Annotated in this window: 18 protein-coding genes and 1 pseudogene; 7 read left to right on the top strand and 12 right to left on the bottom strand. The window is 70.8% G+C overall.

All coding sequences use genetic code 11. The annotated features are described in order from the left end of the window. Positions 1-99 precede the first annotated feature (99 nt). Genes ABZ194_RS10000 through ABZ194_RS09985 form a run of 4 tightly spaced genes read left to right on the top strand, consistent with a single transcriptional unit; the run spans position 100 to position 4,105 of the window. Positions 100-615, top strand: coding sequence for a YcaO-like family protein (locus ABZ194_RS10000; RefSeq protein ID WP_355594584.1), 516 nt, complete (start codon positions 100-102; stop codon positions 613-615). After that, complete coding sequence (locus ABZ194_RS09995; RefSeq protein WP_355594361.1) at positions 612-1,979, top strand: TfuA-like protein; 1,368 nt, start codon at positions 612-614, stop codon at positions 1,977-1,979. Before ABZ194_RS10000 ends, ABZ194_RS09995 begins: the two co-directional genes overlap by 4 nt. A gap of 3 nt (positions 1,980-1,982) precedes the next feature. Further along, positions 1,983-2,909, top strand: coding sequence for a cupin domain-containing protein (locus ABZ194_RS09990; RefSeq protein WP_355594359.1), 927 nt, complete (start codon positions 1,983-1,985; stop codon positions 2,907-2,909). Beyond that, the gene (locus tag ABZ194_RS09985; protein WP_355594357.1) at positions 2,906-4,105 is read left to right on the top strand and encodes an MFS transporter; all 1,200 of its coding nucleotides are present in this window, start codon (positions 2,906-2,908) and stop codon (positions 4,103-4,105) included. Before ABZ194_RS09990 ends, ABZ194_RS09985 begins: the two co-directional genes overlap by 4 nt. A gap of 26 nt (positions 4,106-4,131) precedes the next feature. Here ABZ194_RS09985 and ABZ194_RS09980 read toward each other — a convergent pair whose 3' ends face one another. From ABZ194_RS09980 to ABZ194_RS09970, 3 genes are all read right to left on the bottom strand, one after another. Further along, positions 4,132-5,067, bottom strand: coding sequence for an MBL fold metallo-hydrolase (locus ABZ194_RS09980; protein WP_355594355.1), 936 nt, complete (start codon positions 5,065-5,067; stop codon positions 4,132-4,134). Positions 5,068-5,295: 228 nt separating this feature from the next. Continuing rightward, complete coding sequence (locus ABZ194_RS09975) at positions 5,296-6,096, bottom strand: SDR family NAD(P)-dependent oxidoreductase (protein ID WP_355594353.1); 801 nt, start codon at positions 6,094-6,096, stop codon at positions 5,296-5,298. Positions 6,097-6,345: 249 nt separating this feature from the next. Beyond that, positions 6,346-6,798, bottom strand: a complete 453-nt coding sequence (locus ABZ194_RS09970; protein ID WP_355594351.1) for a VOC family protein — start codon at positions 6,796-6,798, stop codon at positions 6,346-6,348. Between the two features lie 21 nt (positions 6,799-6,819). Here ABZ194_RS09970 and ABZ194_RS09965 point away from each other — a divergent pair, with 21 nt between their 5' ends. Together ABZ194_RS09965 and ABZ194_RS09960 are read left to right on the top strand one after the other, a co-directional pair. Then, complete coding sequence (locus ABZ194_RS09965) at positions 6,820-7,422, top strand: CGNR zinc finger domain-containing protein (RefSeq protein WP_355594349.1); 603 nt, start codon at positions 6,820-6,822, stop codon at positions 7,420-7,422. Between the two features lie 134 nt (positions 7,423-7,556). Then, positions 7,557-8,078: pseudogene (locus ABZ194_RS09960) on the top strand (N-acetyltransferase); the annotation flags it as partial. An 83-nt stretch (positions 8,079-8,161) separates the two neighbouring features. On the opposite strand, the gene ABZ194_RS09955 reads toward ABZ194_RS09960, so the two are convergent. The 6 genes from ABZ194_RS09955 to ABZ194_RS09930 form a co-directional block, all read right to left on the bottom strand. Then, on the bottom strand, positions 8,162-8,512 hold the full coding sequence (locus tag ABZ194_RS09955; RefSeq protein ID WP_355594347.1) for a metalloregulator ArsR/SmtB family transcription factor: 351 nt from the start codon (positions 8,510-8,512) through the stop codon (positions 8,162-8,164). Further along, the gene (locus ABZ194_RS09950; protein ID WP_355594345.1) at positions 8,512-8,958 is read right to left on the bottom strand and encodes an SRPBCC domain-containing protein; all 447 of its coding nucleotides are present in this window, start codon (positions 8,956-8,958) and stop codon (positions 8,512-8,514) included. Before ABZ194_RS09950 ends, ABZ194_RS09955 begins: the two co-directional genes overlap by 1 nt. A gap of 289 nt (positions 8,959-9,247) precedes the next feature. Then, entirely contained in the window at positions 9,248-10,066 is an 819-nt protein-coding gene (locus ABZ194_RS09945) for a type II CAAX endopeptidase family protein (RefSeq protein ID WP_355594343.1), read from the bottom strand. Then, positions 10,063-10,455 carry a serine hydrolase domain-containing protein gene (locus ABZ194_RS09940; RefSeq protein WP_355594341.1) on the bottom strand — a complete coding sequence of 131 codons (393 nt, stop codon included), beginning with the start codon at positions 10,453-10,455 and terminating at the stop codon, positions 10,063-10,065. The genes ABZ194_RS09945 and ABZ194_RS09940 overlap by 4 nt, the downstream gene beginning before the upstream one ends. A gap of 36 nt (positions 10,456-10,491) precedes the next feature. After that, positions 10,492-10,833: a LuxR C-terminal-related transcriptional regulator gene (locus ABZ194_RS09935; RefSeq protein ID WP_355594339.1), complete on the bottom strand. Its 342-nt coding sequence runs from the start codon at positions 10,831-10,833 to the stop codon at positions 10,492-10,494. A 37-nt stretch (positions 10,834-10,870) separates the two neighbouring features. Next, positions 10,871-11,284, bottom strand: coding sequence for a recombinase family protein (locus ABZ194_RS09930; protein WP_355594582.1), 414 nt, complete (start codon positions 11,282-11,284; stop codon positions 10,871-10,873). A gap of 492 nt (positions 11,285-11,776) precedes the next feature. Between ABZ194_RS09930 and ABZ194_RS09925 the strand changes: the two genes are divergently transcribed. Continuing rightward, positions 11,777-12,724: a methionyl-tRNA formyltransferase gene (locus ABZ194_RS09925; RefSeq protein ID WP_355594337.1), complete on the top strand. Its 948-nt coding sequence runs from the start codon at positions 11,777-11,779 to the stop codon at positions 12,722-12,724. 97 nt (positions 12,725-12,821) lie between these two features. Here ABZ194_RS09925 and ABZ194_RS09920 read toward each other — a convergent pair whose 3' ends face one another. From ABZ194_RS09920 to ABZ194_RS09910, 3 genes are read right to left on the bottom strand one after another with little or no spacing between them, the layout of a single operon-like run. After that, complete coding sequence (locus ABZ194_RS09920) at positions 12,822-13,655, bottom strand: ABC transporter ATP-binding protein (protein ID WP_355594335.1); 834 nt, start codon at positions 13,653-13,655, stop codon at positions 12,822-12,824. A gap of 4 nt (positions 13,656-13,659) precedes the next feature. Beyond that, a complete protein-coding gene (locus tag ABZ194_RS09915) occupies positions 13,660-14,766 on the bottom strand; it encodes an iron chelate uptake ABC transporter family permease subunit (RefSeq protein ID WP_355594333.1) in 1,107 nt (368 codons plus the stop codon). A gap of 2 nt (positions 14,767-14,768) precedes the next feature. Beyond that, positions 14,769-15,794 carry an iron chelate uptake ABC transporter family permease subunit gene (locus tag ABZ194_RS09910; RefSeq protein ID WP_355594331.1) on the bottom strand — a complete coding sequence of 342 codons (1,026 nt, stop codon included), beginning with the start codon at positions 15,792-15,794 and terminating at the stop codon, positions 14,769-14,771. Positions 15,795-15,889 lie beyond the last annotated feature (95 nt).

Below are 15,889 nucleotides of genomic sequence, written 5' to 3'. Positions count from 1 at the left end.
GCCCCTCAGTCATCATCCACCGGCACCGGCGCTTCCCGGGCGGATCCTCCGCTCACGGCGGTTCTTCCTTTTCGCCCTCATCCCACCCCGAAGTCTTAGATCTCCGTAGAGACCAAGGTCCTGCCGGCCGAGGACCTTTCGCCCCCGCTTCCGCCTGAGGCCGCCAACGCGTCCCCGAGGGGCCGGGCGTGGTACCGGCATGCGGGTTTCGAGGCCCGCATCCGCTCCGAGGCGTTACCCGTCACCTTCACCGGCGCCGGATGCCACCTCGACCCCGCGATCGCGCTGTGCCGGGCACTGACCGAGGCCGCGCAGAGCCGCCTGACCGCGATCGCCGGAGCGCGCGACGACCTGCCCGCACTGCTCTACCGGGCCTCGGCGGGAACCGCCCGCGAAGACCTGGGCACGCCCGTCCCCTGGAACGGCCGCTCGGCGAGCGCCGCCGACCTCACCGCCGACGCGCGCGTCCTGGCGCACCACATCGCCGAGCGCACCGGTCACGAGCCCGTGCGGGTCGTTCTTCCCAGCCCCACCGGCATCGCGGTCGTCAAGGTCGTCGCCCCCGGACTGGCCTTCGACTCCCGCGCCGACGTCAGCGCGGGACGCCCGGCATGACCGACCACCTCTACCTCGGCCCGTCCCTGCCCGCCGAGGCCGCACGCGAGGCGCTGCCCGGCGCGATCCTGCATCCGCCGGTACGGCACGGCGACCTGACAGCCTGCGACGCCGGCCCCGGCGACCGCGTCGCCGTCGTCGACGGCCAGTTCCTCCAGTCGGCCTCGGTGCGGCACAAGGAGATCTGCGCGCTCCTCGGCAGGGGGGCCGAGGTGTACGGCGCGGCCAGCATGGGTGCCTTGCGCGCCGCGGAGCTGGGCCCGTTCGGAATGGTCGGTCACGGCGTCGTCCACCGCCTCTACTCCAGCGGCCTGATCGACCGCGACGACGAGGTGGCGCTGGTACACGCCGACCCGGACGCCGGCGCCCGGCCGTACACCGTCGCCCTGGTCTCCGTCCGGGTGGCACTACGCAGGCTGCGACGGCGCGGCGCGATCGGCCCGGCCGACGAGACCCGCCTGCTGGAGGCGGCGCGGAGACTACCGTTCACCGAACGAACATGGCGGCGGCTTCTCACCACCACCGCAGGCGTCTCCGGCAACGCCCTGGAGACCCTCCGCCGGACCACGGCGGCGCCCGCCCTCAGCTGGGACGTCAAGGCGCAGGACGCGCTGGCGCTGCTGCGGCGGCTGGCCCGGAACCTGCCGGGCACCTCCACCCGGCGGCGCCCCGCCCCCGTCACCACCCACATGGAACGCTGGCGCCGCGCCGCGTATCCCGACGACACCGTCCTCGTCTCGGCCGCCCAGCTCTACGCCGAGGACTATCCCGAACTGCACCGTCATGTGATCCTGCGGCTGATCACCGGATCCGCCGCCGAGGACCTCGACGAGCTCGGCCACCACGCGTTCGGCCTGGCCCGGCGGCGCGGCCTGTTCCCCTCGCCGAACGGCTCGCACAACCCTCACCCGGGGCTTCCCCAAGCCTGGACCCGCTGGCTCGATCCAGAAGAGCGCCCACGAACCGGCACGACCATCCATCAGGATCCGGCTGCGGACGGCGGTCTGGTCCGCGCGGTGGCGCTCGTCCTGGTCCGGTCCTACCGCTGGCGGTCCGGACTGGCACCGATCCCCGCCCTCACCGAGGCCATCCGCCCGCTGCCCGGCACCCACCGGATCCGCGAACTCGCCGCCGCCGCCGACACGCTCAACGCGACCCTGGCCGAGCGCGGCCGGCACCTCGACCGGATCTCCCCTCAGACGCTGACCCGGCTCTGCCTGCGACGCTGGAAGGCCCCCGATCTCGCTCCCACCCTCTACGACCGGGGTTTCCTCGATCTCGGCGACCTCGCCGCCAGGGCCACCCGTTTCTGCCCGCATCTCGCGCTCACCGACCCGCCCGCCGTACGCCTGCAAGGGAGCTGACCGATGGCCCTGCACCGCCTCGTCGACGACACCGACCGGCTCCGCGCCGCCTGGGAGGCCGAGGTCCTGCACTGCACCGGGCTGGGCGGCTTCGACGACGTCTTCGGCCTGGCGCTGGCCGAGGACCTCATCGTCAACCGCGGCCTGCGCATCCCCTATCTCCGGCTGCTGCGCGACGGCGCGTACCTACCGTCCGCGCGCTTCACCCACCGCACCGGCACCGCCGCCGGTCAGGCCGACGGCGTCGCAGACCCGCACGCCATTCTGCGCGAGGTCGCCGGGGGCGCGACCGTCGTGCTGCGCGGACTGGTCCGCTACGCGCCCACCATCGCCGACTTCTGCGCGGAGCTGTCGGCCGAGCTCGGCGTGCCGCTGTCGGCCGGCGCCTACCTGACTCCAGCCGGCTCACGCGGTGCGGGACCGCACTACGACCCCATGTCCGTCCTGGTCCGCCAGGTGCACGGGACCAAGCACTGGCGCCTGCAGGCCCCGCCGGAGCGCCGGCCGCGCACCCTGCCCGAACCCGGCGAGCGCTACGACACCCCCGTCATCGCCGAGCTGACCCTGCGCCCCGGCGATTCCCTCTACATTCCGCGCGGCGTCGTACATGACGCCTGGACCGGCGAAGAGCCGTCGGTGCACATCACCTTCAGTGGCGACACCCCGCCCACCTGGGCGGACGTCATGCACCAGCTCGTGGACCGGGCAGCCGCCGGAGACGAGCGGCTCCGGGAGACCTTCCCGTGGCGCTTCGGCGACGACCCCGACGCGCTGACCGGCCAGGCCAAGGACCGGATCGCTCTCCTGATCGCCTTCCTCGGCACCGCCGACCCCGGCCGGTTGGCCTGCGAGGTCATCGCCAGGCACGCGGCCCTGCCCGAACCCGCGCCGCGCGGGCGGCTGGCCGCCGCCCTCGCCCGGCCCGTATGAACGCCTACCCCCGCGTCGTCGCCGCCGCGGCCCTGTCCAACCTGGGCGACGGCATCCGGGTGGTGGCCCTGCCCCTGCTGGCCGCCACCCTCACCCGTGACCCGGTACTGGTCGCGGGCCTGACCGCGTGCTCCTTCATGCCCTGGGTGCTGTTCGGCCTGCCTCTCGGGGCGCTGATCGACCGCAGTCGTCCGGAGGCGGTCATGGTGGTCGCCAACGTCGGCCGCGCCGCCCTGCTGTTCCTGCTCACCGCCGCGCTGCTGGCCGACGTCCGCTCGATGCTCCTTGTATACGGCGTGGCCTTCCTGCTCGGCGTGGGCGAGGCCGCCTACGACAACGCCGCCCAGTCTCTCGTGCCCAAGATTGTTGGCGACACCGGCCTGGAGAAGGCCAACAGCGCGCTGGTCACCGCCGAGCGCGTCGGCCAGGACCTGATCGGCCCGGCGGCGGGTGGCGTGCTTTTCGCCGCAGCCCTCGCCCTGCCCTTCGGGTTGAACACCGCGGCCCTCGTCGTGGCGGTCGCGCTGCTGGCCGGGACTCGTACCGCGGCCCCACCGCCGGCTGACTCCGGGCGGGGCGCCAGAGCCGTACTGACCGACATGGCCGACGGCATGCGCTGGCTGCTGCGCCCTCATCCGGTCAGGACCCTCGTCCTGGCCGGGGCCGCGCTGACCTTCCTCACGATGACCTGGGAGGCCACGCTGGTCCTGCTGGCCACGGGCCCCATGGGAGTCGGCGAGGCCGGCTACGGTGTGGTGCTCGCCGCGGGGGCCGTCGGGGGCGTCGCCGGAGCGGTGATCACGCCGCTGCTGGTCCGCCGTTTCGACCGCTGGACACTGCAGGTGGCGGCCCTGGCGGTGTGCGCGCTGATCGACCTGACGCTGGCGGTCCTGCCCACTCCCGTCACGGCCGCGGTCGCCTGGGGCGGTACCGGGGGCGCCTTCGCGGTGTGGAACGTCCTGTCGGTCACCTTGCGTCAGCGCCTGGTCCCGCCCGGGCTTCTCGGACGCGTCAACAGCGCCGCCCGCACGCTGTCGATCTCAGCCGTCCCCCTGGGCGCGCTGACCGGCGGCGCGATCGCCTCCTGGGACCTTCGGGCGCCGGCATGGGTGAGCGGCATCGGGCTCACCCCGCTGACGGCCGGATTCACACTGGTCACCCGGGCTCGCCGCGACGCCGTTCCGGAACCACGATGACCGCGGAGGATCGGCTCGGCCGGCACTCACCATCGCAGGGCGGAGAGGTCGACGGGCCGGGGCCGGAGCGCCCGCGTCCGTGTCGTGAGCTCGCTCAGCCGCCGGGACATCTCGCGGGCCGGAAGCCGCCTGCGGTCACCATGACCTGGAAGGAGCCACTCGAAGCGGAGGCGGCCGGCTGTGCGGGCCAGGGAGGCGGCCAACTCCTCTATGGAGTACCAGGTGACGCTCTCGGCCACTTCGAGATCCGCTGTGGTGCGCGACCAGTAGAAGCTGTCGCCGCTGAAGCAGTACCGCTCGTCGGCGACGTAGAGCACGCTTCCCCGGGTGTGTCCGGGCAGCGGGTACGCCATGACGTTCTCGGCGATCTCGACCGGGTCAACGCCCCGCATCACCCGGTCGGCGTCCGGCGCGGCATCGAGGTCGCCCTCGTGGATCCACAGGCGGGCGCCGAAGCGGTCGGCGTAGCGGCGGCCGTGCGCGGCGTGGTCGCGGTGCGTGAGCAGCACGTCGGTGACGGGTCCCAGCGTCTCGTACCGCGACGCCAATCCACGGTCCCACCGCGGAGTGTCGATCATCATCATGGTCCCGGACGGGCGTCGCAGCAGGTAGGAGTTGGCTCCCGCGGTGTGCCGGGAGTTGTGCCCGCACAGATGAACGGAGTCGTCGAGAGTGAGCGGGAAGGGATCCGCCCCCGGGTCCAGAGCCCGGGAGGAGTGACGGATCGAGCGGGTGGGGCAGGCGAAGGCGGCCGCGTGCATCCGCCTGGTCTCCGCCTCGCCGTACGGCTGGCGGAGCACCACCGAACGGCGGTCGGCCTCACCGATCAACCCCGGGGCGAGCTGCCGGGCGACGTCGCAGTTCGTACAACGGCCGTCCACGTACCACCCCTGTTCGCCACCGGGCTGCTTCGCCGCCGCGCCGGTCTCCTGCACCCGCGCGGGGGCGGCCGGGTTGTCCATGGTGCCCTCTTTTCCGTCTTTTCCATGAGCCGCCGGGATCCGGCCGCCTGTCCTGCCAGGAATATCGCGCAGTACGCGAAAAGGGAAGAGGGCCCGCTTCTTGAGCTTTCCAGGAAGTTCATATCTCATAACCGCTTCTGGTGAAGGCAGAAAGGGGAGCGCGGCATTAGGCCCTTTCTTGCAGATTATGCCTGATCCGTGAACCGGGAATGACCTGGCCGAAAGGTGTCATGCCGTCGGGAGCATCGCGCGGCGTCCAGGAGCGGCGGGGGATTGGCTGGTCATTCCCCCGTCCACCACCAGAAGCTGTCCGGTCAGATAGCGGGATTCGTCGGAGGCGAGAAAGACCATGGTGTAACCGATGTCCTCGGGAGCGCCAAGGTAGGGAAGCGCGTTGTACCCCTTCAGCGCCTCGATCACCTCGGCGGGAAGGTTGTCCAGAAGCGCCGGGGTCATGATCGCTCCTGGGGCCACCGCGTTGCAGCGGATGCCCTGGGGGCCGTACTGGACGGCGATGGACTTGGTGATGTTGATGACCGCCGCCTTTACCGCTCCGTAGGAGATCTGGAGTACGTCGCCGACCAGACCGGCCACCGAGGCGGTGTTGACGATCGAGCCGCCGCCCGCCCGGATCATGTGCGGGACGGCGTTCCGGGAGCCCGTCAGGGTGGAGCGGATGTTGAGGTCGACGGCCCGGCCGAACTCCTCCAGGTCGAGGCGGAGCAGGTCCAGGTCCTTGCGCGGGTCCGTCCCGCCCACGTGGTTGCAGAGCACGTCCAGCCGTCCGAACTCGCGCACAGCCGCCTCCACCATGTCGCCCACGGACGTGTCGTCCGTGACGTCCACCGTGCACGGCACCGCCAGGCCACCCGCCTCGACGATGGCGCCGGCGGCACTCTCGGCCGACGCGGCGTCGTAATCCGCCACGAGGACACGGGCGCCCTCGCGGCTCATCAGCTCCGCCGCGGCCAGGCCTATCCCGCTGCCCGCGCCGGTGATGATCGCGGCCTTGTCCTTCAGGCGGTTCATGGATTACTCCTTTGCTCGTCCCAGGGCTGCCCGCGAGCTTTGTCAAGATGATGACAAGCGTAAGTCGTCCATGACGACTTACCGCCCTGACCTCGCCGAGGAGCGCGTCCACCATGACCTCACGCCCGCGCGCATTCCGGGCCCCGCCGGTCGGCGCCGGCGACCGGCGTACGGCCCCGTGCCGTGGCGGCAAGACGGATCATCCGTGGCCGCCGAGACTCGGGAGAGGAGGTTGCGGTCGTCAAGGTCCTACGCGGCGCAGAACTCGTTGCCTTCCGGGTCCCGCATGATCCACCACTGTCCGGCGGGCCCCTTGTTCACTTCGCGGACGCGAGTCGCCCCCAGGTCCTCCAGTCGCTCTACCAGCTTGTCGAGGCCACCGGGCTCACCGTGGACGTCAATGTGCAGGCGGTTCTTGCCGGCCTTGCCCTCGGGGACGTCCTGGAAGAGCAGTCGCCGCCCGCGGCCGATGCCGCTGGTCTCGTCGAACGGATCCTCGGGGTGGCGGATAGCGGCGTAGCCGCGGAAGGTCTTGCGGCCGCGGTGTTCGGCGACCGCCTCCTCATCGATGTGGCCGGCGGCCAGCAGCTGCTCGATGAGCGCGCCGGGGTCTTCCACCTCGTAGCCCAGCGCCGCGGCCCAGAAGTCCGCGAGTACGGGTGCGTTCGTGCTGTCGACGACAAGTTTCCAGCTCAATGCCATGTAACTAGTTATATTGGTTACATGAACTCCGTCGCAACCCGAGGGCTCACGCTGTACTCCCACACCGGTGTCGCCTACCGGTTCGACCCCGGCGCCCTGTGCCTGGAACTGCTCACCACCGGCGGCCCGGGCCCCTACCGCCGATACGAGGTACTGCACCGGCCCGCTGACCTGGCCGCCTGGGCAGGGCGTTCGCGGCTGACGCCGACACCGGAATTGCAGATCTCCGACACCGAGGTGACCGACGCGCGCCGGCTGCGTGACGCGCTGTTTCGGGCGGCTGTCGCCCGCACCCGCGGCGAGCCGCCCGCACGCGCCGATCTGGAGGTCGTCAATCAAGCAGCCGCCCAGTCACCCCTGGCACCCGTCATCGGACCGGATGGAAACCGGCGGTGGTCGGGGACCGCCGGCGGCACGCAGCTGCTCGCCACCGTCGCGCGTGACGCCGTCGAACTTCTCACCGGTCCCCTCGCGCACCGTATCCGGGTGTGCGCGGCCGAGGACTGTCATCTGATCTACGTCGACGCCTCGCGGCCCGGCCGTCGCCGCTGGTGCTCCATGGAGCACTGCGGCAACCGGCACAAAATACGCGCGCTCCGCACCCGCCGTTCCAGGGAAGACTGATCACGATGCCCGCCGGACCCGCCAGGGATGCCGACCGGCGGATCGGCGTCTCCCGCCCCTCTCTCCGGCCGCCTCGCGGTACGACGCCGCGGACCAGCCCCTCCACCAGTACGGAAACGGACCCGCGCACCGCCATGACCACCGCCACGAACACCGCCTGGATCACCCGCGCCGAGACCGGCGCCGACCTCGCCGCGATCCGCGCCGTCAACCTCGCCGCCTTTCCCACCTCAGAGGAGGCCGACCTGGTCGAGGCTCTGCGCGCCGACCCGGCGGCATGGCTTCCCGGCCTGTCCTGGCTCGCCCAGGCCCCCGACGGGACCATCGCCGGATTCGCGCTCCTCACCCGGTGCCACGTCGGCGACGTCCCCGCCCTCGCCCTGGGCCCGTGCGCCGTCCGGCCCGGCCACCAGAGGCGGGGCGCCGGTTCGGCCGCCATCCACGCCGCCCTGCGAGCCGCCCGCGAACAGGGTGAAAACCTCGTGCTCGTCCTCGGCCACGCCGAGTACTATCCCCGCTTCGGCTTCACCCCGGCTTCGGGCTATGCCATCCGGCCACCGTTCGACGTCTCCGATGAGTACATGATGGCGCTCGCCTTCGATCCCACGTGCCCGGTCCCCGCAGGTACCATCCGCTACCCGACGGCATTCGGGGTCTGGCCCCGAAACGATCCGCGCGGGGAAGAGCACGACACGGCCCCGCGCATACAGGCGCACTCTGACCCGGGAAACACGGAGTGCTAGCGCGAATCCCGTTCCGCTGCCTCGGCGACGCGCTTGATGGTCGCCAACCGCCGATCCCAGTCGTCCGCCAGCGCTGCCATCCACCGCGCCGTCGCGTCCAGCGCCGCGGGCCGCACCGTGTATCGCACCTCGCGCCCGATCCGGCCGCCGGAAACGAGCCCGGCGGCATCCAGGACACCGAGGTGCTTGACCACCGCCTGCCGCGAGACGGGAAGTCGTTCGGCGAGTGTCGTCGCGGTGGCCTCGCCCTGTGCGGCGAGCAGGTCAAGCAGCCGCCGTCGCATCGGGTCGGCCAGCGCGGCGAGGACGCCGTCGACCGCCTCGGCGGCGCCGCGACGTTCGCCCATCACACGGATGACTCTTCGGCACGCGTCTTGAACGCGTCGAGCACCTGGGGCCAGCCACCGAGGTTGTCCTTCACCGCCTGGCCGCGCAGTTCCTCCGAGCCGGCCAGCGTCGCGAACCCGCTCTCGACGACGCGCAGCCGCGTCTTGTCGCCTTCCGGGGTCAACGTGAACTCCACCAGGGTGCTGTTGTCCTCGCGCGGTTCCTGCCCGGGGAACGCGCTGGCCCAGCGGTAGGCCACGTACGTCGGCGGCTCGACCTTCTCCACGCGCACCGGGAAGTCGCCGTACTCGGCGTTCTTCGCCACCGTCGACTCTCCTTCCCTGGCCACCGTGCCCGGCGGGCTCGCCGGGTCGGCCACCCAGAACCCGGGTTCGGTCACCAGCGACCAGACCCGCTCCAGGGACGCCTCGATCAGGGTTTCGCGTTCGATTCGATCCGCGCTCATGGGGTAGCTCCTTCAGTGTCGCCATTTGATGCAACTTCAGAGTTGCACATCTACCCCATCCGATGCAACCCGTGAGTTGCACTTAGATCGAGTCGGCTGCGCCGGGCGGTTCGCAGGAATGGTCGTTTCCGCAGCTGCGACCACTTCCCCGGCGAGCGCTGACGGCCTCAGCTGGTGCGGCGGCGCACGATCCAGACGGTGGCGGTGAAGAGTACGGCGGCGAGGCCGAGGGCCCAGATCGACTCGATGGCCTGAAAGGCCTAGAAACTGCCGCCGGGCAGGAATCAACCTAACCTTCAACAGACTCGCGGACGAGCTGCGCCCGGCTCGGGCGCATCAGCCACACGGCGGCGGCGAGCGTGAGCACCCAGCCGATCACTTCGATGAGCAGGTGATCCGTCGCGTTGGGGACGGATTGCAGCAGGTACACCCGGACGCTGTTGATCGCTCCGTGCGTCAAAACCGCGGGCCAGACACTCCCCGACCGCCGGCGAAGTGCGAGCAACAGCGGCGCCCATGGCAGCATGCCCGCGAAGTAGATAACGATGTCCCAGGGTGGTCGATCGCCGATGACGGCGAGGACCGGCAGGTGCCAGACGATCCAGACCAGACCGCTGACAAGGGCCAGCGGCCAGAATCCCCATGACGCGGCGCGCGTCGCCAGCCAGCCGCGCCAGCCGAACTCTTCGCCGATGGCGAAGACCGACTGCATGAGGAGGACCGGAACGATCCACATGGTCGCCGCGAAGATCTGGTCAAGCGGATTGAGCTGCCAGATCCCCAATGCCAGTGCGATGGTGGTTTGGATCGCGGCGATCGCGGCGATGAGGCCGATGCCGATGCCGGCCCACTTGGGTGTGCCGCGCCACTTGGTGGCGAACGTCTCTCGGAACGTTCCGGGTCGTCGGGCAAGCCACATGATGATCGCTGCGAGCAGCGGGGTCAGTTGCAGGATCGGAGTGATCAGGTTGTAGAAGTCCGTCGGGACCAGCCGGAAGACCATCGGAACGGACAGCGCGAAACACAGCAGGACGGCGATCGCGAAGAACCACGTGACATCGATAACAGTTGATCTGGCGGAACTGGAGCGCGTGGGGGACGCAGTCATGATGACCTCGTTTCGTGCGGGCGCGAGGATCTAGCCCGATGAGTGATCTTGGTGTAGCGCGGATCGGCCATCTTGAACTCGGGGGGAACCTTGACGACCGGGTCGTCCACGGAGAATCGGTCCGTCAGCAGCATGATCGCCGTCGCCGTCATCGGCTTGCTCAAGGAAGCGATACGGAACGGCGTCCGGGGAGTCACCGCGTTGTCGTCCTCATCCCGGACGCGGACGATCGTCTCGACGGACGACCCGTCGATCACGGCGGCCGCGACGCCCGGCGTGCCGTAGACGGAGAGGTAGTCGTCGATCAGCTCCTGGTCACCGGCATAGGCCTGGGCTGTCCAGCCGACGAGCATGACGACGCTGAGAGATATGAGACGTGGGAAACGCACAAGCTCGAAGCTAGGCCGGGCGGGATCGGTCCGGCCTCACCCGAAGGGGTGAACCTGGTACCGCCCGTTAGGATGGAATTCGTGGCGAGCGACGAGCCCGTTCTCGTAGGCGTGGATCACCGCGTGTACGCGGTCGCGCAGGTCCAGTTTCTGCAGGACGGCCCGGACGTGCGGCTTCACCGTGTTCTCGCTCAGTACCCGTTCCGCGCGGATCTCGCTGTTGGACCTGCCGCGGGCGAGCGGGCCGAAGATCTCGGCCTCGCGCGGGGTGAGGCCGTCCAGGGCCGCCGTCCTCCGCATCGGCACCCGCCGTACGAGATCAAGGACAGTCGCGGCGACCCCGGGGCCGGCGCCGACGCGCCGGAGGCGACGTCGCACACGGCCTGGGCCAGGGCGGCGGGCCGGACGTCCTTGGTCAGGTAGCCGCTCGCGCCGGCCGATCCTCACGAGCCGGCCTCAGCGCGACCGGGCGACATGGTCCGCCTGGTGCCCGGATCCTCGGCCGAGGCGACGATCGCCGTGGTGCTCGTCGGCGACCAGGCCGGATATCCCTGCCCGGCATCATCTCGTGCACCGTGAAAATCACGCGCTGATATGGGACGGCCTGCTTGATCGTGCGGGCGTGGTCCATCGCGCGGGCGGACTCCGGCCGCGGCTTGATGCGCGTGCTGATCTTCTCGGCAAAGATCGGTTCGCAGCCCGCCGCCTTCAGGGCGTCGAGCTGACTGTCCAGCTCCTGCTGCGCTGTGCTGCACCGGGCATAGCCACCCGGGTCGGCCTCCTCGCGGCCGGCGGCGCCACAGCGTCCAGGGCCGGTCCCACCTGCCAGACGCGGCCGGGCGGCCCGTGCTTGGCGGGAGTGCGCACCTCCAACTCGGTACGCAACCGCGGCACCAGCATGAAGCGCGGCGTGTGGTACTTGGATGCGACCTTGCCGCCCCGTGTCCGGCAGGTGCTGCCCGCAGACGCCTCACACATCGGGCAATCGAACTGTTCGACAGCGGCGGCCGGGGCCGCGAGCTCGGTCATGTCGCAAAACCTATCGCGGGTGCTGTTGGAAGGCGGTTTTGCGAGAGGTTATGAGAACGGAGATCGAGGACAAACCGGACGTGCGCCGGATGGTCGTGAGCTCTCGCGGAACTGGTCATTTCTGCGAATCACACACCGTCACCTTGGCTGCGAAGAGCTACCTCGCCCCCGGTGACGCCGACCCGAGTACCGGGCCCAGACTGCCGGCCCGCCCGGAGGTGACCCTGTGCGTCACACCATAAATAAGGTTAGCCTTGCCTTGCAATAATGCATACCGAGGAGAGGGTCCACTATGCGGGTCGTCATGTTCGGCTACCAGACCTGGGGCCATCGCACGCTGCGGGCTCTGCTGGACTCCGACCACGAGGTGGTCTTAGTGGTGACCCACCCCAGGAGCGACCACGTCTACGAGAGGATCTGGGACGACTCGGTCGCCGAACTCGCCGAGAAACACGACGTCCCGGTGCTGCTGCGCTACCGGCCCGACGACGACGAACTGTTGCGCGCGCTCCGCGACGCGGCACCGGACATCATCGTCGCCAACAACTGGCGGACCTGGCTACCGCCGGAGATCTTCGACGCGCCGCCGCACGGCACGCTCAACGTCCACGACTCGCTGCTTCCCGCTTACGCGGGGTTCTCCCCGCTGATCTGGGCCCTGATCAACGGGGAGAGGGAGGTCGGGGTCACCGCGCACCGCATGAACACCGAGCTGGACATGGGCGACGTCGTGCTGCAACGGGCCGTGCGGGTGAGACCGGACGACACCGCCACCGACCTGTTCCACCGGACGCTCGACCTGATCGAGCCGATCGTGCACGACGCGCTCGACCTGATCGCCTCCGGCCGGGCACAGTGGGTCCCGCAGGATCGCGGCAGGGCGAGTTTCTTCCACAAGCGGTCCGTCGAGGACAGCCGTATCGACTGGAACTGGCCGGCGGAGGATCTGGAGCGGCTGGTGCGCGCGCAGTCGGATCCGTATCCCAACGCGTTCACCCATCACCGCGGAGAGCGGATCCGGATCGTGTCGGCGGCGGTGTCGCGGGCCCGTTACGGCGGCACCCCGGGGCGTGTCTTCATCCGCGAGGGGGACGGGGTCGTCATCGTCGCCGGCGCGGATGCCCGGAGCGGGCGGAGGCCCGGGCTGGTCGTCAGGCGGCTGCGCACCGATGACGGCACCGAGCACGCCGCCTCCGACTACTTCCAGACCATGGGCGGCTATCTCACCCCGCAGCCGTGAGCGTGGCGCCCGCGCTCGGCGGAGGGTTCCCGTCGCGGGATCGCCCGCTCCCCGCATGACCGCCGGCCGTCGCCTGAGGTGACGGCCGGCGGAGGGTTCAAGCCGTCTCGGCGACCGCCCTGACGCCGGGGGCGTCGTGGTGGCGGCCCATCGGGATGATCAGCGGTGTGCCGCTCACCGGGTCCGTCATGACCTGGCAGCGCAGGTCGAAGATCTCCTCCACGGTCTGAGCGGTGATGACATCGGCCGGGGCCCCCTCGGCGACGATGCGGCCGGCCTTCATGGCGACGACGTGATCGGCGTACCGGCAGGCCTGATTGAGGTCGTGAAGGACCATCACGATGGTACGGCTCTCGCGCCGATTGAGGTCGGTGATCAAGTCCAGGACGTCGACCTGGTGGGCCAGGTCCAGGTAGGTCGTCGGCTCGTCCAGGAGCAGCACCGGGGTGCCCTGGGCGACGGCCATGGCGATCCAGGCGCGCTGGCGCTGGCCGCCGGAGAGCTCGTCGACCGCGCGGTTGGCGAGGTCGGTCATGCCGGTGGCGGCCAGCGCGCCGTGGACGGCCTGCTCGTCGGCCTTCGACCACTGCCGCCACCATGTCTGGTGCGGTGACCGGCCGCGGTTGACCAGGTCGATGACGGTCAATCCCTCCGGGGCGACCGGTGTCTGCGGCAGGATGCCCAGGCGCTGGGCCAGTTCCCTGGTCGGGATGGACTGCAGGGCGCGGCCGTCGAGCCGGACGGCGCCCTGACGAGGCGCGAGCAGCCGGGCCAGGGCCCGCAGCAACGTGGACTTGCCGCAGGCGTTGGCGCCGATGATGGCGGTGATGCGGCCCGGCGGGACGACCAGGTCGAGATCCTCCGCGACCAGCCGGTTGTCGTATGCCAGGTGCAGGCCGTTCGCCCGCAGGTCCGGGTCGGTGGTCGACATGCGTTCAGCCTCCTGAGCCCGCGCGGTTGGTGCGGATGAGTAGCCAGAGCAGGACCGGCGTGCCGAGGACGCCGGTGACGATTCCGACGGGTAGTTCCGTGCCGGAGATCAGCTCGCGTGCGATGAGATCACCGGCGAGTACGATCAGGGCCCCGGTCAGCCCCGAGGCGATCGGGGGCGGCCAGGCGGTGCCGGCCAGCCGCTGGGCGATCTGCGGCGCGGCGAGTGCCACGAAGGCGATCGGCCCGGCCGCCGCGGTGCCGAAGGCGACCAGCCCGACACCGGTGAGCAGCAGGGCGAAGCGGACCGGCTGCACCCGGGTGCCGAGACCGGCGGCGACGTCGTCGCCGAGCTGGAGCGTACGCATCAGGCGGCCCAGCACCAGCGCCGCCGGCACCAGCAGCGCCATGACGACGGTGAGCGGGACCGCCTGGTCCCAGCCGCGGCCGTTGAGGTTGCCCACCAGCCAGCCGAGCGCGGCCTGCGCCTGGAAGCGTCCGCCCCTGGCCACCAGGTAGTCGGTGGCGCTGGTGCAGACCCACGACACCCCGATGCCCACCAGGATGATCCGGTAGCCGGTGGTGCCGCGCTTCCAGGCCAGCGTGTAGACGAGCAGGGCGGTGGCCAGCGCGCCGAGCAGCCCGAGTGTCTGGGTGCCGAGGCCGCCGTCCCAGCCCAGTACGATGCCGGCGACCACGGCGGTTCCGGCGCCCGCGGTGAGGCCGATCATGTCCGGGCTGGCCAGCGGGTTGCGGGTCATGGTCTGAAACAGCGCGCCGGAGACGGCGAAGGCGATGCCGGCCAGGAGCCCGACCACGGCGCGCGGCAGTCGCAGTTCCCGGACGACCAGCAGGGTCCCGGGGTCACCGGAGCCGGCCAGCGCCTTCACCACGCCGGTCAGGCCGATCGGGTAGTCGCCGACCGAGATGCCCCGGCAGAAGACCAGAAAGGCGGCGACGGCGAGTGCCACGCACACCACGATCAGCCGGGGCCGCAGGATTCCGGAGACGGGCGGCGCGGTCAGCCGGAAGGGACGGCGGGAAGGGTGCGGGAACGTGCCGCCGGGGTGGTGTGAGTTCTGCCGGGGGCGCGGGGGCGACGGGCGGGTCATGCTCACACCTCCGCGAGCCGGCGGCGGCGGACCATGGCGATGAAGAAGGGGCCGCCGATGAAGGCGACCAGGATTCCGGCCTGGATCTCGGCCGGCCGGCCGACGACCCGCCCGGTGATGTCCGCGGTGAGCAGCAGGCAGGGGGCGAGCACCGCCGACAGCGGTAGCAGCCAGCGGTGGTCGGGGCCCAGGCCGGCGTGTTGGGCGAGGACCCGGGCGATGTGCGGGACCGCCAGGCCGAGGAAGACGACCGGGCCGATGACCGCCACCGCCCCGCCGGTCAGCAGGGTGACGGCGATCACGCCCTGGAGCCGGATGAGACCGAGCCGCCGCCCCAGCGAGGCGGCCACGTCGTCACCGAGGGCCAGGCTGTTGAGCATGGGCGCGCAGGCCAGCGCCAGCACCGCGCCGGCGGCGACGAACGGCAGGAGCTGGAGCACCACCTCGCCGTTCTGGTCGGCGAGCGAGCCGGCCGACCAGAAACGGTAGCGGTTGAGCGTCTCCGGGTTGGTCAGGACGACGGCGCTGGTGAGCGAGAACAGCAGCGAGGTTACGGCGACTCCGGCGAGTGCGAGCTTGACCGGTGTCAGGCCGGAACGTCCCAGCTTGCCCAGCAGGAAGACCAGGACACTCGCGACGAGGGCGCCGGCGAACGCGAACCAGATGTGGCCGAACAGCGACCCCGGCCCGAGGAACGCGACCGACAGCACGATCGCGAAGGCGGCGCCGGCGCTGACGCCCAGGATGCCGGGGTCGGCGAGCGGGTTGCGGGTCAGCGCCTGCATGAGCGCGCCGGACAGTCCGAGAGCCGCGCCGGCCGTGATGCCCAGCGCGGTGCGCGGCACGCGCACGGACCAGACGACGTTCTCCACGAGCGGGCTGCCCGGGTGGCCGAGCAGCGTCCGCACGACCTGGTCGAGGGGGATGCTCAGGGCGCCGAACGCGATCGACGACAGGCAGAGCACGACGAGGACACCACCGAGCAGCGTCACGAGAAGCGCCGGCCGGAGCCCCCGGCCTGGAGTCATCGAGCTGTCTCCACTGTGCGACTTCCTTAGGTTAGGCAGACCTTAACTTTAGCCATTGGGTCTGTATTGCCACTCTTGGCAGGGGTCTATCTACT

It is taken from the genome of Streptosporangium sp. NPDC006007 (assembly GCF_040614315.1).
In the GTDB taxonomy this organism is placed as follows: Bacteria; Actinomycetota; Actinomycetes; order Streptosporangiales; family Streptosporangiaceae; genus Streptosporangium.
Note: the sequence above shows the minus strand (reverse complement) of the source record. Positions and strands in the feature narration are given on the sequence as shown.